Source organism: Gemmiger formicilis (assembly GCF_024462815.1).
GTDB lineage: Bacteria > Bacillota > Clostridia > Oscillospirales > Ruminococcaceae > Gemmiger.
The window spans coordinates 13,534-38,956 of the sequence record NZ_JANGCG010000015.1 but is presented as its reverse complement, the minus strand read 5'-3'; the positions used below and the strand labels follow the sequence as shown (position 1 = coordinate 38,956).

The 25,423-nt window shown below is 60.1% G+C and carries 26 protein-coding genes; 4 read left to right on the top strand and 22 right to left on the bottom strand.

All coding sequences use genetic code 11. The features are described from left to right. Window positions 1-34: 34 nt before the first annotated feature. The 6 genes from NE623_RS11710 to NE623_RS11685 are packed head-to-tail and all read right to left on the bottom strand — an operon-like array spanning window position 35 to window position 4,202. Window positions 35-916 (bottom strand): GH25 family lysozyme, encoded by an 882-nt coding sequence (locus tag NE623_RS11710; RefSeq protein ID WP_256272689.1) that lies wholly within the window; start codon window positions 914-916, stop codon window positions 35-37. Between the two features lie 58 nt (window positions 917-974). Beyond that, the gene (locus NE623_RS11705; RefSeq protein ID WP_256272690.1) at window positions 975-1,490 is read right to left on the bottom strand and encodes a GNAT family N-acetyltransferase; all 516 of its coding nucleotides are present in this window, start codon (window positions 1,488-1,490) and stop codon (window positions 975-977) included. Window positions 1,491-1,492: 2 nt separating this feature from the next. Then, entirely contained in the window at window positions 1,493-2,077 is a 585-nt protein-coding gene (locus NE623_RS11700) for a pentapeptide repeat-containing protein (protein WP_256272691.1), read from the bottom strand. Beyond that, window positions 2,077-2,817 (bottom strand): elongation factor P 5-aminopentanone reductase, encoded by a 741-nt coding sequence (gene ymfI / locus NE623_RS11695; protein ID WP_256272692.1) that lies wholly within the window; start codon window positions 2,815-2,817, stop codon window positions 2,077-2,079. Before ymfI ends, NE623_RS11700 begins: the two co-directional genes overlap by 1 nt. A 2-nt stretch (window positions 2,818-2,819) precedes the next feature. Continuing rightward, window positions 2,820-3,281, bottom strand: a complete 462-nt coding sequence (locus NE623_RS11690) for a nucleoside deaminase (protein WP_256272693.1) — start codon at window positions 3,279-3,281, stop codon at window positions 2,820-2,822. A 9-nt stretch (window positions 3,282-3,290) separates the two neighbouring features. Continuing rightward, window positions 3,291-4,202, bottom strand: coding sequence for a CPBP family intramembrane glutamic endopeptidase (locus tag NE623_RS11685; RefSeq protein WP_256272694.1), 912 nt, complete (start codon window positions 4,200-4,202; stop codon window positions 3,291-3,293). Window positions 4,203-4,446: 244 nt separating this feature from the next. Between NE623_RS11685 and NE623_RS11680 the strand changes: the two genes are divergently transcribed. Next, window positions 4,447-5,325 (top strand): LysR family transcriptional regulator, encoded by an 879-nt coding sequence (locus NE623_RS11680; protein WP_256272696.1) that lies wholly within the window; start codon window positions 4,447-4,449, stop codon window positions 5,323-5,325. Window positions 5,326-5,504: 179 nt separating this feature from the next. On the opposite strand, the gene NE623_RS11675 is transcribed toward NE623_RS11680, so the two are convergent. Beyond that, window positions 5,505-6,785 (bottom strand): NAD(P)-dependent oxidoreductase, encoded by a 1,281-nt coding sequence (locus NE623_RS11675; protein ID WP_256272698.1) that lies wholly within the window; start codon window positions 6,783-6,785, stop codon window positions 5,505-5,507. A gap of 83 nt (window positions 6,786-6,868) precedes the next feature. Next, window positions 6,869-8,035 carry a nucleotidyltransferase family protein gene (locus tag NE623_RS11670; protein WP_256272699.1) on the bottom strand — a complete coding sequence of 389 codons (1,167 nt, stop codon included), beginning with the start codon at window positions 8,033-8,035 and terminating at the stop codon, window positions 6,869-6,871. 166 nt (window positions 8,036-8,201) lie between these two features. Between NE623_RS11670 and NE623_RS11665 the strand changes: the two genes are divergently transcribed. After that, window positions 8,202-9,410 carry an acetate/propionate family kinase gene (locus NE623_RS11665; RefSeq protein WP_256272700.1) on the top strand — a complete coding sequence of 403 codons (1,209 nt, stop codon included), beginning with the start codon at window positions 8,202-8,204 and terminating at the stop codon, window positions 9,408-9,410. Between the two features lie 166 nt (window positions 9,411-9,576). Then, the gene (locus tag NE623_RS11660; protein WP_256272701.1) at window positions 9,577-9,756 is read left to right on the top strand and encodes a hypothetical protein; all 180 of its coding nucleotides are present in this window, start codon (window positions 9,577-9,579) and stop codon (window positions 9,754-9,756) included. Window positions 9,757-9,862: 106 nt separating this feature from the next. Here NE623_RS11660 and NE623_RS11655 read toward each other — a convergent pair whose 3' ends face one another. From NE623_RS11655 to murC, 14 genes are all read right to left on the bottom strand, one after another. Beyond that, window positions 9,863-12,022: a polyribonucleotide nucleotidyltransferase gene (locus NE623_RS11655; RefSeq protein ID WP_256272702.1), complete on the bottom strand. Its 2,160-nt coding sequence runs from the start codon at window positions 12,020-12,022 to the stop codon at window positions 9,863-9,865. A 210-nt stretch (window positions 12,023-12,232) separates the two neighbouring features. Continuing rightward, a complete protein-coding gene (rpsO, locus tag NE623_RS11650; protein ID WP_078784277.1) occupies window positions 12,233-12,505 on the bottom strand; it encodes a 30S ribosomal protein S15 in 273 nt (90 codons plus the stop codon). Window positions 12,506-12,716: 211 nt separating this feature from the next. Then, complete coding sequence (gene ribF / locus NE623_RS11645; RefSeq protein WP_256272703.1) at window positions 12,717-13,646, bottom strand: bifunctional riboflavin kinase/FMN adenylyltransferase; 930 nt, start codon at window positions 13,644-13,646, stop codon at window positions 12,717-12,719. Window positions 13,647-13,653: 7 nt separating this feature from the next. Continuing rightward, window positions 13,654-14,541, bottom strand: a complete 888-nt coding sequence (gene truB, locus NE623_RS11640; protein WP_256272728.1) for a tRNA pseudouridine(55) synthase TruB — start codon at window positions 14,539-14,541, stop codon at window positions 13,654-13,656. 103 nt (window positions 14,542-14,644) lie between these two features. Continuing rightward, window positions 14,645-15,637: a DHH family phosphoesterase gene (locus tag NE623_RS11635; protein WP_256272704.1), complete on the bottom strand. Its 993-nt coding sequence runs from the start codon at window positions 15,635-15,637 to the stop codon at window positions 14,645-14,647. Between the two features lie 29 nt (window positions 15,638-15,666). Then, a complete protein-coding gene (gene rbfA / locus NE623_RS11630) occupies window positions 15,667-16,032 on the bottom strand; it encodes a 30S ribosome-binding factor RbfA (protein ID WP_256272705.1) in 366 nt (121 codons plus the stop codon). Between the two features lie 15 nt (window positions 16,033-16,047). Next, a complete protein-coding gene (infB, locus tag NE623_RS11625) occupies window positions 16,048-18,495 on the bottom strand; it encodes a translation initiation factor IF-2 (RefSeq protein ID WP_256272706.1) in 2,448 nt (815 codons plus the stop codon). An 18-nt stretch (window positions 18,496-18,513) separates the two neighbouring features. Further along, entirely contained in the window at window positions 18,514-18,816 is a 303-nt protein-coding gene (locus NE623_RS11620) for a L7Ae/L30e/S12e/Gadd45 family ribosomal protein (RefSeq protein WP_256272707.1), read from the bottom strand. After that, window positions 18,809-19,117 carry an RNase P modulator RnpM gene (rnpM, locus tag NE623_RS11615; RefSeq protein ID WP_256272708.1) on the bottom strand — a complete coding sequence of 103 codons (309 nt, stop codon included), beginning with the start codon at window positions 19,115-19,117 and terminating at the stop codon, window positions 18,809-18,811. Before rnpM ends, NE623_RS11620 begins: the two co-directional genes overlap by 8 nt. A gap of 161 nt (window positions 19,118-19,278) precedes the next feature. Then, window positions 19,279-20,349, bottom strand: coding sequence for a transcription termination factor NusA (gene nusA, locus NE623_RS11610; protein ID WP_256272709.1), 1,071 nt, complete (start codon window positions 20,347-20,349; stop codon window positions 19,279-19,281). A gap of 58 nt (window positions 20,350-20,407) precedes the next feature. Then, window positions 20,408-20,905: a ribosome maturation factor RimP gene (gene rimP / locus NE623_RS11605; RefSeq protein ID WP_256272710.1), complete on the bottom strand. Its 498-nt coding sequence runs from the start codon at window positions 20,903-20,905 to the stop codon at window positions 20,408-20,410. Window positions 20,906-21,032: 127 nt separating this feature from the next. Continuing rightward, a complete protein-coding gene (locus NE623_RS11600; RefSeq protein ID WP_256272711.1) occupies window positions 21,033-22,199 on the bottom strand; it encodes an acyltransferase family protein in 1,167 nt (388 codons plus the stop codon). Beyond that, window positions 22,196-23,431 (bottom strand): aminopeptidase, encoded by a 1,236-nt coding sequence (locus NE623_RS11595; RefSeq protein ID WP_256272712.1) that lies wholly within the window; start codon window positions 23,429-23,431, stop codon window positions 22,196-22,198. Before NE623_RS11595 ends, NE623_RS11600 begins: the two co-directional genes overlap by 4 nt. 116 nt (window positions 23,432-23,547) lie before the next feature. Continuing rightward, window positions 23,548-24,918: a UDP-N-acetylmuramate--L-alanine ligase gene (gene murC, locus NE623_RS11590; protein ID WP_256272713.1), complete on the bottom strand. Its 1,371-nt coding sequence runs from the start codon at window positions 24,916-24,918 to the stop codon at window positions 23,548-23,550. A 264-nt stretch (window positions 24,919-25,182) separates the two neighbouring features. On the opposite strand from murC, the gene NE623_RS11585 reads away from it, so the two are divergent. Continuing rightward, a complete protein-coding gene (locus tag NE623_RS11585) occupies window positions 25,183-25,404 on the top strand; it encodes a hypothetical protein (RefSeq protein WP_256272714.1) in 222 nt (73 codons plus the stop codon). The last annotated feature ends 19 nt before the right edge of the window (window positions 25,405-25,423 follow it).

Sequence of the window (25,423 nt, the reverse complement as noted above, 5' to 3'; positions counted from 1 at the left end):
CGGTTGTTGTCAAGTTGTTTTTTGTGGAATTGCATCAGCTGCAATCGCAGTTACAGGGCTCCACCCGGTTGCGGTCGCCAATAACAGCCGTCCAGTATTCCGTACCCTGATAGCGGAAGATGACCCAATCATAACCGTTGTATTTCTGGGTGCTCTGCTTGACAACGCAGTAATTGCCCAAAGGCAGATACCCCACCACATCGTTGAAATTGGCCGTATAGAAATACTCGCACCGGGCGTTGAACACCACCAGCCGCTGCCCGGCCACCGTCTGCATGGAAGGGCCGGAGGCCCCATAGTTGTTGTAGCCTCCGGCCCGGATTTCCGGCAGAAAGTCTTTGTAGCTGCGGTTCAGATCGCAGGCACCGGCTATGCCGTTCACGCTGCCGCTGCCGGTGTACTGCCACATGGCATAGCTGCCGGTGTAGCCCAGTGTCTGGCGGTAGTCCGCCACCCACAGCGGGTATTGGCTCAGCGCGGCGGCGTTGAGATAGCTGTTGATGTAGTTTGTGTAGCTGTACCAGCCCGCGTACCATTTGCGCTGGTAGAGAATATCCATCGCGTACTGCACAAGGCTGGTCAGCTCGGCGCGGCCCAGACTGGTCAGGCTGGAATCTTCCACGTCCACAAAGACCGGGTATTCCAGCTGTAAGCCCTGCATCACGTTCAGAAAAGTAGTCAGCTCATTGGCCACGGCGGCGCGGGTGCGGGCGTAGGTGTAGTAGTAGGCCCCCACCCGCAGCCCTGCGGCTTTGGCCCCATTGATGTTCTGCAAAAAGTATGGGTCAACATAGAGGCCGCCGCTGTTGCTGGAACCCACGCGGACGATGGCAAACTGCTTGCCCGCCGCGACCTGCGCCCAGTTTACATTGCCCTGATAGTGCGACACGTCAATGCCGTTCTGGTAAACCGCCATAAAAAGCCCCCCTTTGCGGTATAGTATGCAAAGGGAGGAACTATTGTGTATGCTGTTTTTATTTCTGCATCAGGCGGCGTTCTGCCAGCAGAATGACGCCCCGCGCCTGCGGAACCTCCTTCAGAACGGTGAAGCCGTTTTTGCGCCAGAAATGGTTGGACTGCGGGTTTTCCTTGTCAATGCCCAGCCGCACCGCGGCAAAGCCCAGCGCCGTCAGGTAGGCCAGCACCTCCGAGACAAGAGCCGTGCCCACGCCCCGCCCCTGCAGGGACTTGTTCATCATAAAAAAGCCGATGAACGCGGTATCCGCGTCCGGGTAGCCGTCCACCAAATCCATAACTGCCACAAGCGTACCGGCCGCAAAGAAGCCAATGTAATATTTCTGTGCCAAAGGGATTCCCGGCGGGCAGAGCGTCAAATCCTGCCGTATACGCCTGGGGCTGGTTTCGCCGCCGCAGTACCGGTAATACTGGTCATTACGCTGCATCCATGCGTACAGCATCGGTACATCCGCTTCCGTTATAGTCCGGACTGTATATTTATCGGATATTTTTTCAATTTGTATATTCTTCATACCTACACCAATTTTATATGCAGATCACTCAACAGGTTGACCGCTTCCGGCAGGGAAAATTTTGCATCCTGCAGTTTACTGCCCAGAATATCCACCTTGTAGCCGATGGCATCGGTAAAATCCGCCTTGCGCATATCGCACTGGAAAAACTCGGTGTCCTGCAAATCACAGCGCGCAAAGTCCGCCCCCGCAAGGTCACATTTGGCAAACATCGAGCGCTGTATTACATTGCCCGCAAAGCGGAACTTTTTCAGATTCATCTCGGTGAAGGTGTTGTATTTCAAGCGGCAATTTTTAACGTGGTCAATTGGGTCGGCAAACGCGCCGTCCCCCTGCAGTGACATCCATTCGATGTTATGCAGCGTGCAGTCCTCGAAATCGGTGAATTTTGCGCGTGACATAGTTGTTTTTAGCCCGGTGATGGTACAGCGGACAAACTGGCACTCGGTAAAAACGCTATGGTCGAGCTTGCAGCTTTCAAACGTACAGTCGATAAAAGTACAGTCAGAGAAATCGCAGTCATAGAACGTTTCCTCTGTGAAGGTCAGCCGTTCAAAGCGCTCTCCCTCCCGGTATTCGCTGCGCATCAGATAACCAGCCCTCCGTTTACGCCCAGCACCTGCCCGGTGATGTAGCCGCTGGCTTCATCGGCCAGAAACACCATTGTGCGGGCAATCTCCTCCGCCGTACCAAGGCGCTCCACCGGCGTTTCCTCGGCCAGTGCGGCACGGTCCTCCGCGGTAAAGGAGGCCATCATATCGGTGTCAATCACGCCGGGCGCAATGATATTGACCGTGATTCCGCTGGGGCCTTCCTCTTTTGCCAGCGCCTTGCCAAGGCCAATCAGCCCGGCCTTGGCCGCGCTGTAGGCAACCTCGCAGCTGCCGCCGGTCTGGCCCCACATACTGCTGACCAGCAGGATGCGGCCATACTTGCGGTGAATCATGCCGGGCAGCACGGCGCGGCAGGCATAGAACGCACCGTCCAAATCGACGGCCATCATCCGGCGCCAGTCCTCGTCGGTGGTGTCGGTAAACAGCTTGACCTGCGCAATGCCCGCGTTGCAGACAAGTGCCTGCAAGCTGCCGAGCTCACGCTCTGCCTGTTCCACGGCGGACTGCACCTGTGCGGAATCCCCCGCGTCGGCCTGTATCGCCAGAAAGCGGCCGCCCCGTGCAGACCGCGCAGCCTGCTGCAGCACGGCCTCGGCGGCCTCCGGGTGGGCATTGTAGGTAAAGGCCGCGTTATACCCGGCGCGGGCAAACGCCAGCACCGCCGCTGCACCAATACCGCGGCTGCCGCCGGTAATAAAGACATTCCGTTCCATTGTTACTTCTTCTTTCGTTTTTCTCTCAGCATCGCAAAAAAATCCTGCAAAAGTGCCTGTGCTTCGGCCTCCATCAGGCCCGCCTCAATGACCGGGTGATGGTTGAACGGCAGGGCGAACAAATCCGTCAGGCTGCCACAGCAGCCGGCTTTGGGGTCGCGTGCGCCGTAGACCACCCGCTTGAGCCGGCTGTTGATGATAGCCCCGCTGCACATCGGGCAGGGCTCCAGCGTCACAAACAGCTCACACTGCCACAGCCGCCAGCCGCCCAGCGCCTTGCAGGCTGCGTCAATCGCCATCAGCTCCGCATGGTAGGTGGCGTTTTTGCCGCTTTCCCGCAGATTGTGGGCGCGGGCGATGATTTCGCCATCCTTGGCTATAACCGCCCCGACCGGGACCTCGCCCAGTGCGGCGGCGAGCTTTGCCTCGTCCAGCGCGGCACGCATCAGTTCTTCGTCAGACATAGTACCCCCTCAGTGTACAAGCAGCACGGCATACACCACCAGAAACACCACGGTCACGCTGTAGGCCGGGCTGGCAAAGACGGCCAGCACGTCCACGCCGGGGCGCAGCCCCGCCGAGAAGCGGAACCTCTGCTGCCGTGCGTGGCCAATCATCCAGATGCCAAAAATCGGGAAGAACAGCAAAATGAATAGCTCCACACCGAAGGAGAGCTCCGCCGGGGCGTAGTACCGCAGATAAATCGTAAGAAATGCCAGAATGTTGTTGGCCAGATGCAACAGCATCCCCGGCAGAATGCTGCCGGAACGCTCGGCCAGCCAGCCCAGAAAAACGCCACAGGCAAAGGCCGTCAGCCCCTGCGCCAGATCCAGATGCAGCAGACCGAACAGCAGTGCCGGAGCAAAGATAGCCGCCGCACTGCCGCAGGGGCGCATCAGCCCCTGAAACGCGCCGCGGAACAGCACCTCCTCCGCCACAGCGGGCATCACGCAGAGGGCCAGAAAGTAGACCGCAAGCTCGGGCCCGCCGCTGGGCAGCACCTCGCTGGTGGCCTCCCGCCCGCTGATGTGGTTGATGAGCGCCCCCGCCAGATTGGCAAGATTGGCCACCCCCAGAAAAACCGGCAGGCAGAAACCTGGGCTCCATGGCGCAGGCAGCGTGATGCGCAAATCATCCGTTTGCAGCCGCGTACATTTCAGCAGAAAGACAAGCGTGAGGGCGATAGCCCCGAGGCCAACCAGCAGCTGTAGCAGCTCCGCGCTGACGCTGCTGAAGCCCAGCGGCTTTGCCAGACTGGCACCGGGGTGCGCCAGCCCCATAAGGGCGCTGATGCCCAGCGTGAGCAGGCTGCGGGCCAAAAGATACAGTAAGGATGCCACCGCGCAGCCGCTTGCCGCGCCCCGCACCCCGCGAGATTTTGTCATGATTGTATTCCCACCTTTGCCGGTAATCCTGTACTCTATCATAGCATATTCCGGCAAATAAAAAAAGCCCCGCCGGTGTGCGGGCCGGCGGGATAAGGTTAGAGGGAGAGGAGTTTACACAAGCCTGCGTTGTGCGCCGCAGGCATTGACTTTCTGTAATTATGATAGTACATTATAGGCATGAAGTAAAGCTACACTTTTTCATATGCAACATGAATTTTTTTCACGATAGGAGAGGTTCGCTATGACCCTTACTGATTGCCAGCTGCTCAGCATTGTGGCGCAGCTGGGCACCTTTGCCGCCGCAGCAGAACGTCTGCACATCACGCCGTCCGCCGTCAGCCATGCCGTGTCCGGCGTGGAGGCCGAATGTGGGTTCCCGCTGTTCACACGCGCCAAAAGCGGCGTGCGGCTGACCGCCAACGCCGAAAAGCTGATGCCCGCCATCCAGCAGATGCTGGCCAGCAGTGAGTCGCTGGACCAGTCCATCGCCCAGATTAACGGGATGCACAAGGGCGCGCTGCGGCTGGGTGTGTTCAACTCCGCCTGCGTGACCTGGCTGCCCAAGATTGTGCCGGGCTTTCGGGCCGAGTTCCCGGGGATTGATGTACAGATTTATCAGGGCTCCTACGATGATATCATCGGCTGGCTGAAAACCGGCGCGGTCGAGCTGGGGTTTTTATCCAATTCCAGTGCGCATGAGCTGGATTTTGAGCCGCTGTACGATGACCGGCTCATCTGCATTGCACCGCCGGATTACAAGCCGAAGCGCCCCGGCGTTGTGCGGGCCGAGGAGCTGCGCAGCCAGCCCTTCGTCAGCCAGCAGTCCGATGTGGACGCCGACATCCAGAGCTATTTCAAGAAGAACGATCTGCACGTGTCGAGCCGGTGCTACATTGTGGATGACCAGAGCATGATTGCCATGGTGGCCTGCGGGCAGGGGCTGGCTCTGATGCCCGAGCTGATGTTCAAGGAGGGTGCCGCCAGCGCAGGCTGTCAGGTGCTGCAGCTGGAACCCGCCGCCAAGCGCAGCATCGGGCTGGCGTGCCTGTCGCGCACGGCGCTCTCCCCCGCCGCTCGCGAGTTTGTCAACCACGCCAGAAAATTTGCGCGGGAACGGTAAGTCCCAAGCCTTCCCCAGAGGGGACAGACTCCCCCGATACGGGGGAGGTGCCGCGTAGCGGCAGAAGGGGGGCGGTGGCCCCGCAGGGCCGGATGAGGGGCAAACTCGCCAACAAATACCACATTCCCCGCCCATGTATATAAAAACGGCTCCTCGCCCGGGAAGCCGTTTTGCTTTTTTTAATTTCCCTCATCATACTCTGCCACGGGCACATTAGCGTACTCGTCAGGCAGATCAGGGGGCAGGGTCTGCATATACTCGTGCATAGCCTCGGCCACGGTCTTGCTGTAGGCCACAGCCTCGACAACCGTTCGCGCGCCCTTGACGGCGTCGCCGCTGGCAAAGATGCCGGGGATACTGGTGCGGCCGACCTCGTCGGTCTCAAACAGGCCGCGGGCGTTGGTTTTCAGGTTCTTCTCGCTCTCCGTGATGGTGGTGCAGGGGCCCTGACTGATGGAGACTACCACGCTGTCCGCCGGGTAGAGCTTTTCGGTGCCGGGCAGCTCGGTCAGGGTGCCGTCCTCGGCCTCCTCCAAATCACGGAAGATAACGCCCTTGTCGGTGATTTCCACCGGCTTTTTATTGAAGATGAAGTTGACGCCCTCCAGCTTGGCATAGCTGGCCTCATACTCGCTGGCCGTGATATGCTTCGACAGCGAGAAGCACTCCAGATGCCGCGTGCCGTGGCGGATGGCCGTGCGGGCCACATCCATCGCCGCGTTGCCCGCGCCGATAACGATTACACGGTTGCCCAGATGGTAGACATCGGGGTTCTGCAGATAGTTGATGGCGTAGTGCACGTTGCCAAGGCTTTCGCCCTTGATGTGCAGCGTGTTGGGCCGCCATACGCCGGTGCCGATGAAGATTGCCTTGTAGCCGTCGCGGAACAGATCCTCGATCTTGAGCGCCTTGCCCACATCGGTGTTGGGGCGCACCTTGATGCCCTTCAGGCGAAGATGGCGGTACTCAAAATCGTCCAGCACCGTCTTTGGCAGGCGGAATTCCGGGATGCCGTAGCGCAGCACGCCGCCGATTTTATCATGGCTTTCAAAAATCGTGACATCGTAGCCATAGCGGGCCAGAATGACGGCAATCGTCAGACCCGCCGGGCCGGAGCCGATAATCGCGGCCTTTTTGCCGTTGGGCGTAGCCGGGCCCTGCACCATCTGGCTGGCGTAGGTGGAGGAAATGTAGTTCTCAATAACCGAGAAATGCACCGGCGAGCCCTTGATGCCGCGGACGCAGTGACCCTCGCACTGGTTCTCGTGGTTGCAGACCAGCGAGCAGACCGTGGTCAGGGGGTTGTTTTCAAACAGCATACGGCCCGCCTCATCCAGCTTGTTGTCCTTCAGCAGACGGATAACCTCGGGGATGTTGGTGTGAATCGGGCAGCCCTGCTGGCAGCGGGGCACCTTGCAGCCAAGGCAGTGGTTCGCTTCGTCCATTACGTGCAGCGCCATGTTTTACTCCTCATTTCGTACCGATTTTGCGCGTTAAGGATGCAACAAAGTTGTATCATTCGCATTTTTTCTCCATATCTAATTTATATTACCACTGCCTTAACTGTGAACGCAAGCCCCATCGGCTGAATTTTTTCTCTGCATAATGACGAAAAATCAACCGCTTTGCTATGCAGTCTGCCGATTTTTTCCGCATCCGGGCCTGTGCGCATCAAATCCGCCAGTGCTGTGCCCGCGGGCAGGGCTGCCTTTTTCAGACGCGGCAGCGCGGTTTTTCTGGCACCCAACACCTGGATATAGGGCGGCATTGGCAATTCTGCCGGGGTCTGCAGCGCGGCATCCAGCACCAGACGGCGCAGCCGCGCATGGGGGTAGCGCTTTGTTTTCAGCCGGGTGTACAAATCCTCCAGGCTGTCGGCCTCGCGCACCGCCGCGGCAAGACGATTTTCCAGTCCCTCGCTCACGCCGCGCAGCTGCGCAAAATTTTCCGGATTCTGCATCCGCAGCAGTGCCAGCACCGCCGTTTCAAATTTTGCGTTATCCAGCAGCAGCCCTTCCGCGTCAGCTTTGCCGTAGAGCGCGGCAGCTTCTGCCGGGACAAACGGCTCCCAGTCGGGGCGCGGCAAGCTGCGCAGATAGCTGGCACTGGCCATCAGCGTGCCGCCATGCTCCCCTGCCCCGCCGCCGTGGGCCGCCCCCAGCCGCGGCAGCGCCAGCGGCGTGAGGGCCGCGCCCTGTGCCAGAATTGCCTTGCAGTATTCAATGCCCAGAATGTTGTTCGGCGTGCGCAGCAGTTCCCCCATGCCGGGGTGCAGGGCATCGGCAGCCGTGGCCCGGGCGGCGGCATAGGTCATGCCGGTGGCAAGATTTTTGCGCAGAATCGTATTTATTTCCTTCCCCTGCAGCAGCCGGGCCGCGTCCAGCAGGGCCTGTGCATCGGGCGTTTCGGCCCCAAAAGCCAGCGTATCACAGCCTAGCGCGGCCAGCAGATGCACGCCCGCCGCGGCAAACTGCTCCGCCGAGGAGGCCGCATAGGGCGCGGGCAGCGCGATAACGATATCCGCCCCGGCGGCCAGCGCCGCACGCACCCGCACCTTTTCCGGCAGGATGGGCACCCCGCCGCGCTGCACCGCGCCGCTGCTCATACACACGGCAATGCACTGTGCCCCCGCTGCGCGCACCGCCGCCAGCTGGGCCGCGTGGCCGTTGTGGAACGGGTCATATTCGGCTATAATGCCTGCAAATTGCATACTTAAAATCTCCTGATAGATTGTTAAAAAAGTACTTTGCCGCCACTGTGCAAAAATTGTGCTATCTTGCAGAACTTGCGCTTGAAAATTCCTGTCTACCATTATATAATAAAATCAGCAATTAGGGAAGGGCTTCCGGCCCTGCCAAATATAAGGAGGATATTCCATGAAAGTTCTGGTTATCAACTGTGGTTCTTCCAGCCTGAAGTACCAGCTGATCGACATGGAGGGTGAAAAGGTTCTTTGCAAGGGTCTGTGCGAGCGCATCGGTATGGAGAGCAGCATGATTACCCATGAGGCCAACGGCCACAAGGCCACCACGCCCGCCATCTTCCCCACCCACACCGAGGCTTTCGCCGAGGTCGTGAAGAAGATGACCACCGGCGAGGGCAAGGTCATTGACAATGTCTCTGAGATTGACGCCATCGGCCACCGCGTTGTGCACGGCGGCGAGAAGTTCAAGGAGAGCTGCCTCATCACCCCCGAGGTTGTCAAGGCCATCCGCGACCTGAGCCCGCTGGCTCCTCTGCACAACCCCGCCGCCATTCTGGGCATCGAAGCCTCCTACAAGGTCTTTGGCGAGGACAAGCCGAACGTGGCTGTTTTCGACACTGCGTTCCACTCCACCATGCCCCCGAAGGCGTATATGTACGCTATTCCCTACGAGTATTATGAGAAGTACGGCGTCCGCCGTTATGGCTTCCACGGCACCAGCCACAAGTACGTCAGCCACCGTGCCGCTGAGTTCCTTGAGGAGCCCATCGAGCGCCTGAAGCTCATCACCTGCCATCTGGGCAACGGCTCCTCCATCGCCGCTGTCGATCAGGGCCGCGTCATTGATACCTCCATGGGTATGACCCCGCTGGCCGGTCTGATGATGGGCACCCGCTGCGGCGACCTTGACCCCTCTGTGGTCAACTACTTGAAGTACAATCTGGAAATCACCGGCCACGAGCTGGACGAGATTCTGAACAAGAAGTCCGGCCTGCTGGGTGTTTCCGGCGTGTCCAGCGACAAGCGCGATGTTGAGGATGCCGCCATGAACGGCAACAAGCGCGCACAGCTGGCCAGCGATATGCTGAACTACCAAATCAAAAAGACCATCGGCAGCTACATTGCCGCCATGGGCGGCGTGGATGCCATCGTCTTTACCGGCGGCATCGGCGAGCATGACGCGGATTCCCGCGCCAAGATCTGCCACCACATGGATTGGCTGGGCATCCGCATTGACACCGACAAGAACCGCGATGCACACAAGCAGAAGGAAGATGTCGTCGAGGTCACTGCCTGGGGCGCTCGTGTCCGCACCCTGATCATCGAGACCAACGAGGAGCTGATGATTGCCCGCGACACGAAGGAAGTCGTCGAGAAGTAAGTTACTTTTCTTATAAGAAAAGTAACCAAAAGAATTTCAATATTTGTTCCCGGGAACGGGTTACAGCGAGAGGCTGCGGCATGGGGTTTTACCTTGTGCGGCAGCCTCTTTTGTGGTATAATCAACGGTAAGAGGTCTTATATTTGAATTTCAGGAGGTTATCCGCATGAACAGCAAGGTTTCAAAAGGCATTGCACTGCTTCTCTTTGGCATCCTACTCTGCGCAGGCAATGAGGAAATCAACACCATGATTCTGTCCGCCTTCAGCGATTTTCCGTTTTCTGCGATAGGCGTCATTGTAGGGGCTGTAGGGCTGTATATGGTGTTCTCTGATAAGGCGGAGTAAGCGACGCGGGCAATTTAAAAAGGGAGACTGCCCGCTTGGACAGCCTCCCTTTTACGGTTTATTTGTTTGGAGTTCTTTTGCTTACTTTTCTTGCAAGAAAAGTAAGTTACTGCTGGGCGGCCTCGGCACGCTTCTTGGCGATGGCGGCGATGGCGTCCTTGCGGGACAGGTTGATGCGGCCCTGCTGGTCAATATCCGTGACCATAACAAAGATGGGGTCACCGACGGCCACAACATCCTCGACATGCTCCACACGGTGGTCATCCAGCTTGGAAATATGGACCAGTCCCTCCTTGCCGGGGGCAATCTCAACAAAGGCGCCGAAATTCATCAGGCGGGTCACGCGGCCCTTGTAGATGGCACCGATTTCGGGGTCCTCGACAATGGTCTTGATGGTGGCAATGGCGCGCTTGGCATCGTCCTGGTCGACCGCGGAGATAAAGACGTGGCCGTCCTCCTCGATGTCAATCTTGCAGTTGAAGTTTGCGCACATTTCCTGAATGACCTTGCCGCCCTTGCCGATGACGTCCTTAATCTTGTCGACAGGAATCATCATGCTGAACATCTTGGGGGCGTACTTGGACAGCTCGGCACGCGGCTCGGCAATGACCGGCTTGATAATCTGGTCCAGAATATACAGACGGCCCTTGCGGCACTTCTCCAGCGCTTCCTCAACGATTTCATAGGTCAGGCCGTCCACCTTGATGTCCATCTGGATGGCCGTGATGCCGCGGCGGGTGCCGCCAACCTTGAAGTCCATATCGCCGTGGAAGTCCTCGACGCCCTGAATGTCCAGCATGGTCATCCAGCGGCCGCCGTGCAGCGGGTCACCATCGGTAATCAGGCCGCAGGAAATGCCCGCGACAGGTGCCTTGATGGGCACGCCTGCATCCATCAGGGCCAGCGTGGAGCCGCAGATGGACGCCTGCGAGGTGGAGCCGTTGGAGGACAGAACCTCCGAGACACAGCGGATGGTGTAGGGGAACTCGGCCTGATCCGGCAGCACCGGAATCAGGGCGCGCTCGGCCAGATTGCCGTGGCCGATTTCGCGGCGGCCGGGGCTGCGCGGTGCGCGGGCCTCGCCGACAGAATACGGCGGGAAATTGTAGTGGTGGATGTAACGCTTGTACGGCGTGTCGGACAAATCATCCATCAGCTGGGCATCCTTGGTGGAGCCGAGGGTGCAGACGGTCAGCACCTGCGTCTGGCCGCGGGTGAACATACCGGAGCCATGCACGCGGGGCAGCAGGCCGACCTCGGCGGCCAGCGGGCGGATCTCATTGATGCCGCGGCCGTCCACGCGCTTGCCGTCCTCCAGCAGCCAGGTGCGCACGACCTTCTTCTGCAGCTTGTAGCTGATCAGGTCAAGGTCGGCGGCGGTCAGCTCGGGGTGCTCGGCGGCGATGGCGTCCATGATGGGCAGCATAGCGGCATCACGGACATTCTTGTCATCGGTGTTCATGGCGCTCTTGACATCGTCAAGGTGCTTGGCATAGACATCGGCCAGCAGGGCATGATCCAGCTCCACAGGGGTGAAGGCCTTCTTCGGCTTGCCGATTTCGGCAACGATGCTGTTGATGAAGGCCAGCATCTTCTTGATTTCCTCATGGCCGGCACGGATGGCCTTCATCATGGTTTCCTCGTCAACCTCGTTGGCGCCGGCCTCAATCATAACGATTTTTTCCTCGCTGGCGGCCAGCGTCAGGGAGAGGTCACTGTGTTCGCGCTGTTCCTTGGTGGGGTTCAGTACGATTTCGCCGTCCACCAGACCGACAAAAACGCCTGCAATGGGGCCGTTCCACGGAATGTCGGACATAGCGATGGCCAGAGACGCGCCGTTCATGCCGGAGATTTCGGCAGAGCAGTCGGGGTCAAGGCTCATAACGGTCATGGTGACGCAGACATCGTTGCGCATATCCTTGGGGAACAGCGGGCGGATGGGGCGGTCAACCACGCGGGAGGACAGGATGGCGTGCTCGCCGGGGCGACCCTCACGGCGCATAAAGCTGCCGGGAATGCGGCCTGCGGCGTAGAGCTTCTCCTCAAACTCGACGCTCAGGGGGAAGAAGTCAACGCCGTCGCGGGGCTTGTCGCTCATCGTGACGTTGCACAGCACGCAGGTCTCGCCGTAGCGGATCATAGCGCTGCCGTTGGACAGACCGCACATTTTGCCGGTCTCGACCACAAAGGGACGGCCCGCAAAGGTCGTCTCGAATTTGCGGTACTTGGGGAAGGTTTCCAGTCTGGATGCGAATTCGTAAGCCATAGGGATTCTCCTTCTTGTTTGATTTACTTTCAGCACGCCCCTGCCCCGAGTTTGTACAATAAAGCCAGCAGCCGGGCCATAGTGTCCGGGTGCTCGATTTACTGCACAAAACGCGGCGGGATTGGCTGTAAATACAGTGGAAGCAGGCTGCCGCGCAGCCTATAAAAAAGCGGGCAGAGTGCAAATGCACCCTGCCCGTTTTTGCGAAAATTACTTACGCAGACCCAGCTCAGCGATCAGGGCACGGTAACGGTTGATGTCCTTCTTCTGCAGATAGGCCAGCAGATTGCGGCGGCGGCCGACCATCTTGAACAGGCCGCGGCGGCTGTGGTTGTCATGCTTGTTGGTCTTGAGGTGCTCGGTCAGGTGGTTGATACGAGCAGTCAGCAGAGCAACCTGAACCTCCGGAGAACCGGTGTCACCCTCGTGGATGGCTGCCTTAGCGATGATGGGCTGCTTGTCGATAGCGGATTTCTGGCTCATTGGTAAATACCTCTTTCTGAAAAATAGATTGGCCGTCGGCGCAGTAAAGGGTAGTTGGAACCGTTGAGGCATACGCCCCATACCGGGCCGCGGTAACATCAAATAGTATAACACAACATTTTGCGGAATACAAGAGCGCGATTGCGATTTTCGCAATTATTTTGCGCCTTTTTTGGTGGGGTGCAGTCTGCGCTCTGCACGTGCCCGGGGCTTACCGCTTGCACTTGTCAAAATATGCTTTGCTCTCATCGGCGGCGTGGTGGATGAGAGCGGTCAGCTCGTCCAGAGAGTTGAATTTGCGCACCGGGCAGAAATACTTATGAAATTCCAGCGTGGGCTGCTGGCCGTAGACATTGCCGGAAAAATCCGGGACGTAGGTCTCGCAGGTTACGGCAGCGTCGGCGCTGCTGTCCACCGTGGGGCGCTTGCCGATGCCGGTGGCGGCGGGCCGCCATGCGCCGTCCAGATAAATGCGGGTCAGGTAGACGCCCGCGCAGGGCTGCAGCGCGGCGGCGGGATAGTTTTGGTTCAGCGTGGGCGTGCCCAGCTTGCCGCTGCCGATGCCCTTGCCGTGCACCACCGGCCAGTCAATGGCATAGGGTGCGCCCAGCATGGCATTGGCATCGTCAAGGCGGCCTTCCTCCAGCGCCGCACGGATGCGGGTGGAGGAAACCGTCTGCCCCTTGTACTGCGCCATCGGCACAATGTGCACGCCGATCCCCAACGGTGCGCACAGCTCCCGCAGGCGCTCCACATTGCCGGCGGCGCGGGCGCCAAAGGTAAAGTTATCGCCGCAGAAAAGCTCGCGGGCGTTGAAGCAGCCCACAAGCACCTTCTGGACAAAATCCTCCGGCGTCAGGGCGCGGAACGCCTCAAAGGGGGCCTCCTGATATTCCTCAATGTCCAGCGCTTCCACACGGGCGTGCTTCTGCTCCGGCGAGAGGATGCGCCCGCCCTTCAGTGTACTGCCCGCGGGCAGTGCAAAGGTAAAGGCGGCGGCGGTCAGGCCGCGGGCGCGGGCACACGCCACAGCCGCGCCCAGCACAGCGCGGTGGCCGCAGTGGACGCCGTCAAAATAGCCAAGCGCCACAGCGCTGCCCTGCGGGGCGCAGATGGGCGTCAGGCTTTGGTAAATCTGCATTGGGCGTTCAGCCCCTTTCGCAAAATAATTTTTCGACCTTCAGCACGCCGCCCTCGACCGTGGCCAACCCCAGAAAGGCACCGGCCGAATCGTAGGCGCGGTAGCGGCCGTCAGCGGCAGCGTAATGGCTGGTGGGGCAGCCATTGAGAAGGTGCACCTTCACGCCGTCATTGACGCGGAGGGCGGGCAGCGGGGTGAAAACCGTTTCAATCGGCAGCACCCAGCCGTTCGCTTCCAGCTCGCCGCGCTCGGCGGCGGCCAGAATTTCCGGCAGCGTATGGCACTGTGCCAGACTGAACACACCCGCCTGCGTGCGGCGCAAAGCCGAAAGCGTTGCGGGCACGCCGAGCAGCTCGCCGATTTCCTCCGCCAATACGCGGATGTAGGTGCCCTTGGAGCAGGCCACACGGATGGTGTATTCATCGGGCGCGGGGCTGCCCAGATAGTCGATGCCGTAAATTGTGATGGGGCGCGGGGTGCGCTCCACCGTCTGGCCTTTGCGGGCCGCCTTATACAGCGGCTGGCCGTTGATTTTTACCGCGCTGTACATGGGCGGCAGCTGCATCCGGTCACCGCAGAGCTGCGGCAGCACCGCCTGCAGCTCCTGCTCCCCCACCGTGACGGGCGCGGTTTCCAGCGTTGTGCCGGTCACATCGCCGGTGTCGGTGCGCAGGCCCAGCCGGATGGTGGCCTCATAGGTTTTATCGTGGTCAAGCTGGCGGTCAGCAGCGGCGGTTGCCTTGCCGATAAACACCGCGAGCACACCGGTGGCCATAGGGTCCAGTGTGCCCGAATGTCCCAGCTTGCGTGTGCCCAGTGCGCCGCGCAGCTTGGCCAGCACATCAAAGCTGGTCCAGCCTGCGGGCTTATCCACGGGCAGAATACCGTTTGGCATTTGCATAGCAGGGTTCCTTTTCTGTTATCGTGTGCTTTTGCAGCGGGATGCCGGGCATCAGCCTCTGCAGCCGCACAGGGTGCAGTTCATCCCGGTTACAGGCTCACGCATCTTCGCCGTTCTTTTCAGCGTCAGCGCGGTCCAGTTCCTTTTTGACTTCCTCAAGAATTGCGTGCTTGGCGTTGTCCGGGTTACCGCTGATTTCACAGCCTGCGGCGCGGGGATGCCCGCCACCGCCCAGACGCCGCGCAATGTTGCAGGCGTTGGTGTCATGGCCGGTGCGCACGCTGATTTTGAAGCTGCCGTCCTTCTGCTGGCGCAGGGTCAGGCCGACCTCCACACCCTCGATGGAGCGCGGCAGGCTGGTCAGGTCCTCCAGCTCCGCCCCGGCCACACCCGCTGCCTGAATCTGATCCCAGGTCAGGCAAATCAGGGCACAGCGGTCATCATAGTAGAACTCCAGGCTTTCCAAAGCCATACGCTCCGCAATGACGCGTGCATGGGAGCGGCTCTCAAACAGGCGCTCGTTGAGCGCTTCCACGTCAGCCCCGGCCTCAATGAGGGCGGCGGCGGCGCGGTGGGTCTCTGCCGTGGTGTTGCTGAACCGGAAGCAGCCGGTATCGGTTGCCACGCCGGTGTACAGGCAGGAGGCAATCTCCGGCGTAATCTTCGCGCCCATCTCGGGGATGAGTGTTGTCAGCAGCTCTGCGGCAGCCGCTGCATGGTCATCCACCAGCGTTTCATACGCATAGCCGCTGTTGGAGCCGTGATGGTCAATGCACAGATTGACGTGCTCGGCATATTCCTGAATGTTGTTGCGCTCCCCGAACAGCTGGATGCCGGCCACATCCACCGCCACCACAAAGGCGGGGGTGAAGCTGCCGTCAAACACGCGGCTGGGCATATAGTCATACATGGCAGGAATCGGGTCACTGCACAGCACGGCGGCATTCTTGCCCAGCTGCTGCAGGGCAAGGCAGAGCGCCGTGCCGGAGCCGATGGTATCGCCGTCCGGGTTCTTATGGCACAATATCAGGATGTCATCTGCAGCCAGCAGACGCGAAACAACTGTCTCGCGGTCCACATTCTGAGTCATAGGTTCCTCTTTTCTAACCGGGTATAGAGTTACTCTGCATCAGAGTCGGATTCAATGTCCAGCTCACCCAGCAGCTTGTTGATGTGCGCGGCATAGGCTGCGCCTTCATCTTTAACGAATACAAAGCGCGGTGCCTTGCGGATGTGCATCCGGCGGCTGACCTCGGTGCGGACATGGCCGGAGGCCTTGTTCAGCGCCTTGACAACCGGCTCCGGGCCGCCCTCACGGCCCATAACGCTGATGTAAACCTTGGCCTGGTCAAGGTCAGGGGTCACATCCAGCCGGGTCACCGTCAGCAGACCGCCCGTCACGCGGGGGTCCTTCATCTCGCCGATAATGGCAATCAGCTCACGCTTCATATCCTGGGCCATACGGCCGTGGTTTTTGGTTGGCATAGCTTTTCCCTCTTATCAGTCGCGGTACTCTTCCAGCTTGAAGCACTCAAAGACGTCGCCTTCCTTGATGTCCTGGAACTTCGCCAGCGTAATGCCGCACTCGAAGCCCTCGGCAACCTCCTTGGCGTCATCCTTGAAGCGCTTCAGGCTGGCAATGGCGTCCTCACAGATGACAATGCCGTCACGCACCAGACGCAGCTGGGCATCGCGGGTAATCTTGCCATCGGTCACGCGGCAGCCTGCAACGGTGCCGACGCTGGAAATCTTGTAGACCTGACGGACCTGTGCCTCGCCCAGTGCAACCTCGCGGATTTTCGGGGCCAGCATACCCTTCATAGCGTCGGAAACATCGTTGATGGCATCGTAAATGACGCGGTACATACGCATTTCCACGCCGGTCTGCTCGGCCTCGGCCTTGGCAACGGCATCGGGGCGGACGTTGAAGCCAATGATAATGGCGTTGGAAGCATCGGCCAGAGAGACGTCCGACTTGGAGATAGCGCCGACACCCGCATGGATGACGCGGACGCGCACCTCATCGTTGGAAATCTTCTCAAGACTCTGCTTGACAGCCTCGGCGGAGCCCTGGACGTCAGCCTTGACGATGATGGGCAGCTCCTTCATATCGTTGGCAGCCATCTGGTCAAACAGGTTATCCAGCGTGACCTTGGTGTAGGCGGCAAACTGCTTCTCCTTGGCCTCGGCGGTACGCTTGTCGGCCAGCTCGCGGGCGAGACGCTCGTCCTCGACAGCCTCGAACAGCTCGCCCGCCTCGGGGACCTCGGTCAGACCGGTAATCTCGACAGGCGTGGACGGGCCGGCCTCGGTGATTTCCTGACCCTTGTCGTTGCGCATCGTGCGGACACGGCCCACAGCGGTACCGGCGATCAGGCAGTCGCCCTTGTGCAGGGTGCCGTTCTGAACCAGCAGAGTTGCGATGGGGCCCTGGCCCTTGTCCAGACGGGCCTCGACGACAGCGCCCTTGCCGCGGCGGCTCGGGTTGGCCTTCAGCTCCATGACCTCGGCCTCGAGAGCGATACGCTCGAGCAGGTCGCTGATGCCCATGCCGGTGACGGCGGACACAGGGATGCAGGCGACGTCGCCGCCCCAGTCCTCGGGCACGATTTCGTACTTGGTCAGCTGCTCCTTGACGCGCTCCGGATTGGCGGTGGGCTTATCCATCTTGTTGATGGCAACAATCAGCTTGACGTTGGCAGCCTTGGCGTGGTTGATAGATTCGATGGTCTGGGGCATAATGCCGTCATCGGCGGCAACCACCAGAACCGCAATATCAGTCATATTGGCACCGCGGGCACGCATCGAGGTGAAGGCCTCGTGGCCGGGGGTGTCCAGGAAGGTGATGACGCTGTCGCCACTCTTGACCTGATAGGCACCGATGGCCTGCGTGATGCCGCCAGCCTCACCCTTGGTTACGTTGGTCTTACGGATGGCATCCAGAATGGAGGTCTTGCCGTGGTCAACGTGGCCCATAACAACAACAACCGGCGGGCGCTCGACGAGGTCGGCGGCGTTGTCCTCCTCCTGCACGAAGAGGCGCTCCTCGATGGAGACGTGAACCTCATGCTCAACCTTGGCGTGGAATTCCTCGGCAATCAGGGCGGCGGTGTCAAAATCGACCACGTCAGAGATGGCGTGCATCTCGCCCATCTGCATAAACTTGGCAACAACCTTGGCAGCGCTCTGCTTCAGGCGGGTAGCCAGCTCACCGACGGTAATCTCATCAGGGATGGAGATTTTCAGCTGCGCATTGCGGGCCTTCTCCAGCTGGATGCGCTGCAGGCGCTCGGCCTCGGTCTCGCGGCGGCGGCCGAACTGCTGGCCGCGGCGGTTATTGCGGTTGTTGAACTTTTCCTTCTTGCCGGTGGGCTGGTTCTTGCGCTTGTTGGGCATATTACGGCTGTCGGCCAGATCGTCATAGCGGGCGTTGAACTTATCCACGTTCACATCGACGGTGCGAGTGTCCACAGACACCTGCGCACGGTTGACCTGCACCTGCTCGGTCTTGACAGGCTCCTTGATGCCGGTATCGGCAGCCAGCTCCTGCAGGGTGACGCGCTTTTCATTGCGCTTCTCTGCCTGCTTCTCGGGCTTGCGGTTTTCCTTCTTCTGCTCGGGCTTTTTCTCCTCGGCCTTGGGCTGCGGGGCAGGCTTCTTCTCCTCCGCGGCCTTGGGGGTGGGCTGGGCCTTCTTGGGCTCGGGCTTCTTTTCCTGCGGCTGCGGGGCAGGCTTTGCCTCCTCCTTGCCGCTGGCCAGATAGGCATCCAGGCTCGGCTCGGCGCTCTCGCGGGTCAGGGTCTCAAGCAGGACGTTCAGTTCCTTTTCCTCAAAGGTGCCGCCGGTCTTGTAGGTCTCGCCGGTCACACCGGACACGGTCTCGATGACCTTCTTGGCGGGCACGCCGAACTCCTTGGCAACATCAGCAATCTTGTATTTAAAATCCATATATCGTGGTCCTCCTCATCAAAGGTATTTTGCGCACAGCTGTGCAAGGTGTTCGTCGGTAACGCCAAACACGGCGGCTGGCTTGGGGGTAAGCATGGCCAGATCAGCGCTGGTCAGGGGCATCTGCTCACAGGCAACAATGCCGTCGCAGGCGTCCTTCATATGGCTGACCGTGCGGTCGCTGGCATCTGCGGTGAGCAGCACCAGAGCTACCTTGCCGCGCAGCGCGTTTTCCTGTACGCGGTCATACCCATGCAGCAGCTTGCCGGCCTTGCGGCACAGTCCCAGTGCACCCAGCAGCGGGTGCTGATCGTTATTCATCGTGCGCCGCCTCCTTTGCCGTTTGCTCCGCACAGGCGATTTCCTCGGTCAGGCGGTCATAGATGCCGTCCGGGATGGGAACCTCAAAGGTGCGTTCCAGCCGTTTGGCCTTGCGCGCCTTGGCAAGGCAGGCAGCCGAGGGGCACAGGTACGCACCGCGTCCCGGTGCCTTACCGCGCAAATCAATGCTGATTTCACCCTCCGGGCTGCGCACCACGCGCACCAGCTCACGCTTGGGGCGCTGGGCATTGCAGCCCACACAACGGCGCACAGGAATTTTCTTTTGCTTTTGCTGCTGCAACTGGCAGACCTCATTTCACAAAATAATAAAGAATAAATAAGAAATAATAAATTTGGTGGATCGTGTCGCTGCGCTCCACTCAAAAATTTTGTTTTCGACCGGAGGGAGAAAACTCCACATTCTTTATTATTTATTATTTTTTATTTCTTATTTGAACAGATTTATTCTTCCTCGCCGTAGTAGCCGGACTCGGGGCGGATGTCAATATTGTAGCCGGTCAGGTGGGCGCACAGACGCACATTCTGGCCCTTGTTGCCGATGGCAAGGCTCAGCTGGTGGTCGGGCACGGTCACGCGGCAGCTCTTGGTCTCGCCGGGGAGCAGTTCGACCTTGACAACCTTGGCCGGGGACAGCGCAGCGGAGATGAACTCGGTGATGTCCTCGCTCCAGCGGATGACGTCAATCTTCTCGCCGTTCAGCTCCTGCACAATCTTCTCCACGCGGGCGCCGCGGGCACCGATGCAGGCGCCGACGGGGTCAACATCGGGGTTCTTGCTCCAGACAGCCAGCTTGGTGCGGGCACCGGCCTCACGGGCAATGGCCTTGACCTCAACGGTGCCGTCATAAATCTCGGGAACCTCGAGCTCAAACATACGCTTGACAAGGCCGGGATGGGTGCGGCTGATGGTAACGCGGGGGCCGCGGTCGGTAGCCAGAACGTCCACCACGTAGACCTGCACGGTCTGACCCTCGGTGAAGGTCTCGCCGGGAACCTGCTCGTTGCGGGGCAGCACGGCGGTACCGCCCTTGCCCAAATCCAGCACAACATTGCCGCGCTCCGGGTCAATGGAAACCACAGTGGCCACAATCAGCTCATGGGCGCGGGACTGCATCTCGCTGCACTGCAGGTTGCGCTCGCCCTCACGCAGACCCTGACGAATCACGTGCTTGGCCGTCTGGGCGGCAATGCGGCCGAATTCCTTCGTTTTCAGCGGGGTGACCAGACGCTGGCCGACCTTGTAGCTCTTGCGGACCTTCTGGGCATCCTCCAGGCTGACCTGCGTGTGGGGGTTCTCGACCTCCTCCACGATGTCGCGCAGCAGGCTGGCACGGAAAGCGCCGAGCTCGGGGTCGATATCGACAACCACGTTGTCATCCTCAACCTCGTAGTCCTTCTTGACCGCAATGACGATGGCCGTCTTGATTTTCTCAATCAAGTAGTCCTCCGGCAGGCCGCGCTCCTTTTCCAGCGCAGAGAGAGCCTCAAAAAATTCGTTGTTAGCAGTAGCCATTTTTCCGGTTTCCTCCTAAGTATATTTCAAGTACACGCAATACAGTATTCACAACATATCAGCCGAACAGATTCTCGTCATCGCAAAGCTTGACATAGCCTGCGCTCTTGACCGGGAAGGTGTAGGCGGTCTCACCGTCCAGCAGCGTCACGTTGCCGTCGGCGTCCAGACCCTGCAGCAGACCCGCGTAGTCGCGGCGGCCCTGCTCATCGGGGCGGATGAGATGCGCCGCACATTTCTGGCCCTTAAGCTGTTCATAGTGCTCCGGGCGGGTCAGGCGGCGGCCCAGACCCGGGCTGCCGACCTCCAGATAGTAGCTCTGTTCAATGGGGTCTGCCTCGTCCAGCAGCGGGTCAATGGCGCGGGAGACAGCCTCGCAGGTGTCGGTGTCCAGCGCCTCGTCGCGGTCAATCAACACGCGCAGGAACCAGTCCGGGCCCTCCTTCTCAAAGCGGACGTCCCACAGGCGCAGGTTCATCCCCTCCACTACGGGGCGGACAAGCACCTCTACGACCTTGACCGCACTGCCTTGCTGCGGTTTACCGGGTTTTGCCATAAAAAATGCTCCAATCATAAAAAGAAAGCGGACCTTGCGGCCCACTTTCAGTAAAATCATCATCGAACAATAAGAATATACCACATTCCCGCGCAAAATGCAAGCCCCCACGGCACGGAATTGCCTCTCAGCGGGCTTTTCCAGCGTGCATTTTTTGCGCAGTTTTCTTGAAATGCCGTGCAGCGGGCTTTTCAATGAGATAGTAGGCCGCTATGCTCACCGCCAGCGCCGCCAGCCAGTACAAGGCCTCCGCCCGCCGCATCCACGCGGTGTCGCCCAGCTGGTTCGGCGGGGTGTCACCGCTCCACGCGGGCAGGTGCAGGTCGTATTTCAGGAAAACCGCCAGCATCTGATGCCAGAGGTAGAAGCTGTAGCTCAGCGCCGCGAGCCAGCTCAGCACCCGGCGCACCGGGCGGGGCAGCGTCAGCCCCAGCCCGAAGCAGACGAGCATCGCTGCTGCGGCCAGCGCCAGCGGCATCCGGTTGATGAGCTGGAACTGCTGGTACTCCGCCGCCCACGCCTGCAGCCGCATACAACGGTCAAGCCAGACGAAGGCCGCAACGCCCAGCGCCGTGCAGGCTGTGCGCGGGGCGAACCGCACTGTCCAGCTGCCATGCGCCAGCTCGGCAAAGACGAGCGCCGCCGCCATGCCGACGGCCAGCACCCCGCAGAACGCCGGGAACTGATTAAAAAGCAACGCGTACTCCCCCGTGCCGTACTGGTGCAGCGCCCACTGGCTGTAGCCCGCCTGCACAAGGCAGAGCGCCCCCAGTGTCGGCAGCGGGTGCTTGGCGCAGAGCGGTGCCAGCAGCGGAAACACGAGGTAGAATAGCGCAAAGACCGTCAGCGTCCAAGTGACGCCGTTGAGCAGCGTGCCTATGTAGCTGCGGGGAAAGAGCTGCTGGGTCAGCGTCAGGTGCGCGGCCAAATCGAGTCCCAGCGCACGGCTCCAACCGTGGCGCTTGAGGGCAATCAAAAAGCTAGCCAGCAGGTTCGCGTAGTAGGCAGGCAGCAGCCGCGCGGCGCGGCGGCGGTAAAATTCCGCCGGGCGGGCGGCAGGCAGCGGCTCGCCCCGCTGGCGGGCGTTCGCCCACGGCAGAAACAGGCAGAACGCCGACAGCATCACAAGCAGGTCGACCCCGATGCTGCCCGCCCGCTGCCAGTGGTCTGACCCCAGCGAGAACCAGCTCTGCTGCCAGATGTGGAAGGTCGCCACCGCCCACGCGGCCACGACGCGCAGCAGGTCAGCCGCCGCCGGGTGGTCGCAGTCGATGGGTGCTGGTGTGCGGCTCAAAACGCCCATTCGCCATTTTCAAAAATCGTGACCTCTTCCCCGCCCTTGGTGATGCCGACGACGTGGGTATCGGGCGCGCCAATCATAACATCCTCATGGATGGCGGAGTTGTTCAGGCCCTTGGCCAGCAGGGCCTCACGGGTCATGGCGGAGCCGCCCTTGATGTTCGTGGGGTAGCCCGCACCAAAGGCAATGTGGCAGGCGGCGTTTTCGTCAAACAGGGTGTTGAAGAAGAGCACGCCGCTGCGGTTGATGGGGCTGGACGCGGGCACAAGGGCAATTTCGCCGATGCGGTTCGCGTTTTCGTCGGTGGAAAGCAGCTCCGCCAGCAGGGCGGCGTTCTTCTCCGCGCCGTGCTCGACAACCACGCCGTCCTTGAAGGTGACGTGCCAGCCCTCAATCAGCTGGCCGTTGTAGGCGTAGGGCTTTGTGCCGTAGACAATGCCGTTGACGCGCTCGCGGTGGGGTGCGCAGAAAACTTCCTCAGTGGGGACATTGGCGATAAACTCAATGCCGTTCTCGGTCTTGCTGGACGCGCCCTCCCAGGTGGCATCCTCGGCCAGGCCCACTGTCAGGTCAGTGCCGTTGCCGCTGGTCATATGGATGCGGTCGAGGTTCAGCTCGTTCATACGGTCGCGGCGGGCCTTCGTCACGGCCACGTGCTTCTGCCATGCGGAAACCGGGTCGCCGGTGGAGACGCGGCAGACATCAAAAATCAGCGTCCACAGCTTTTCCACAGCCTCGTCCAGCGGCAGCTCCGGGAACACCTTGGCCGCCCAGCCCGGCGCGGGCACAGCGGCCACGCACCACTGCACGCGGTCATTCATCGTGTACTCCTGCCACGGCTTCATAAAGGTGCGGCGGGCCAGATTGACGCGGTTCAGCTTGCCGGCATCCAGACCGGCCAGCGCCTCGGGGTCCTCGGCATGGATGGCCAGCGTGCAGCAGCCGTCCGGATCCTCGGCGTAGTCAAGGTAGCTGCGCAGCTCATAGGGCTTCATGGCGGCGAGGTCCTCCTCCGCGGCCAGCTCCATGTTCAGGCGGGTCAGCTTGTCATCTTCCCAGCGGACAATGACCTGCTTGGCCCCGGCCTCGTACCCGGCGCGGACGCAGGCATGGGCAAAGTCCGGCATCGTGACCGGGCAGCGGACGATAAAGTTCTGGCGCGGGCGCACATTGACGCCCACCTTGACGATAAAATCAGCGTAGAGCTGCAGATACTGCTGGTTCATGAGGAAATCTCCTTTATATATAATCTTGCTTGTATTGTAGCACAAGACAGCAGGCGTGGCAAGGCGGGGCAAATACAAAAGCAGGCTGCCCGGTTGGGCAGCCTGCCGCAGTGCAATTATTGTTCCACCATCATATCGGCGGCCTTGTACAGGTCACCGCAGCTCATGCAGACAACCAAATCGCCCTTTTTGGCGTTCTGCCTGACCCATGCGGCGGCACCTTCGAGGCCGTCCACCACAACGCTGCCGGGCAGCTTTGCAGCCAGATCCTCGCTCTTGACCGTGCCGTCATCCTTCTCGCGGCCGCCCATAATGGGCAGCAGCACAACCTGATCCGCAGCGCTGAGCACCTTGGCAAACTCATCCATCAGCATCTTGGTGCGGCTGTAGGTGAACGGCTGGTGCACAGCGATAACGCGGTCATAGCCCATCTCCTTGGCGGTGGCCAGCGTAGCGGCCAGCTCGGTGGGATGGTGGGCGTAATCGTCCACAATCACTGCGCCGTTGCACTCGCCCTTGATTTCAAAGCGGCGGCCGGTGCCGTGGAAGGCCTCGGCGGCGCGGACGGCATCCTCTGGCTTGAGGCCCAGCGGACGCACGCAGCAGCACATGGCCAACGCATTATAAATATTGTGGTAGCCGGGCACTCCCAGCTTGATGTGGGCAAAATGCTCGCCCAGCTCCAGCACGTCAAATTCAAAGAAGCCGGGCTTGTACTCGCCGATGTTGACAGCGCGGAAGCGGGCCTCCTCCTCGATGCCGAAGCTCAGCACCGGGCGGTCGATGGAGTTCATAACGTCCATCGTGTTACGGTCATCCATATTGAACACAACCGTGCGGGACAGCAGCGCAAACTTCTGGAAGGCCAGCTTCAACTTGCCCATCGTGCCGTAATATTCAAGGTGGTCATTGTCAATGTTCAGGATAACGCCGACCGTGCTGGTCAGCTGCAGGAAGGTCTCATGGTACTCGCAGGCCTCAATGACAACGCTCTGGCCGTTACCGGCCTTGCCGTAGCCGCCAATCAGGGGCAGCTTGCCGCCGATTACGGCGGCGGGGTCGCGGCCCGCCAGCTCCAGCATGGTGGTAATCATACCGGTAGTTGTGGTCTTGCCGTGGGTGCCCGCCACGCCGATGCTCTGGGAATGGGTGCGGCTGATGTAGCCCAGCATAATGCTGCGCTCCACCGCCTTGATGCCGCGGGCGCGGGCGGCCTGCAGCTCGGGGTTATCGTCATGAATGGCGGCACTGTACACAACAAGGTCTGCGTTGCCGACATTGGCGGCATCGTGGCCAATCGAAACGCGCACGCCGAGAGCACGCTCCGCCTCGGTGTTCTTGGTTTCCTCCACGTCAGAGCCGGTGATGGCAAAGCCGCGGCTGTGCAGAATCTGAATCAGCGGATAGGTGCCGGAGCCGCCGCAGCCAATAAAATGAATGGTGCGGACACCGTCCAGCAGCTTGGGGTCATACATACTAAAAACCATAACAGTGGTCACCTCAAAAAAATCATCCGCTGCCAAAGGCCTGACACGCGGTGTATACTACTGGAAACATTATACTATTTTTCTGCAACAAAATAAACACTTTTTTTGAAATCCCAACCGCACCGGGCAATTTTTGGGTAAATGGCACAAATTTAGCACCGCAATTTATTGCAATACGTCGCAGATGCAGCAGAAAACCGACTTTTCTCTGGCGAATGGGCCGGTTTGCTGGTATAATGATATAAAGAGGAGATGAGCAGTTGTATGGCCTGCATTGTATGGAGCGTTGACCCTCTGGCCGTGTCGCGGCTGGGGCAGGCGGAAGCCGCGCCGCCGCTTACCAAAAAGCAGCTGGCACGCATCGGAATCCCGGCGCACAAAATTCCCCGCGTGCAGCAGGAGCTGGCCCGCCTGAGCGCGGATAAAACCCTCACCCACAGGGAGTTGGTCATGCTGGCCGACGAAATTATGGGGTTGCTGTTGTAACAGGCCGCGCTCTTTACCG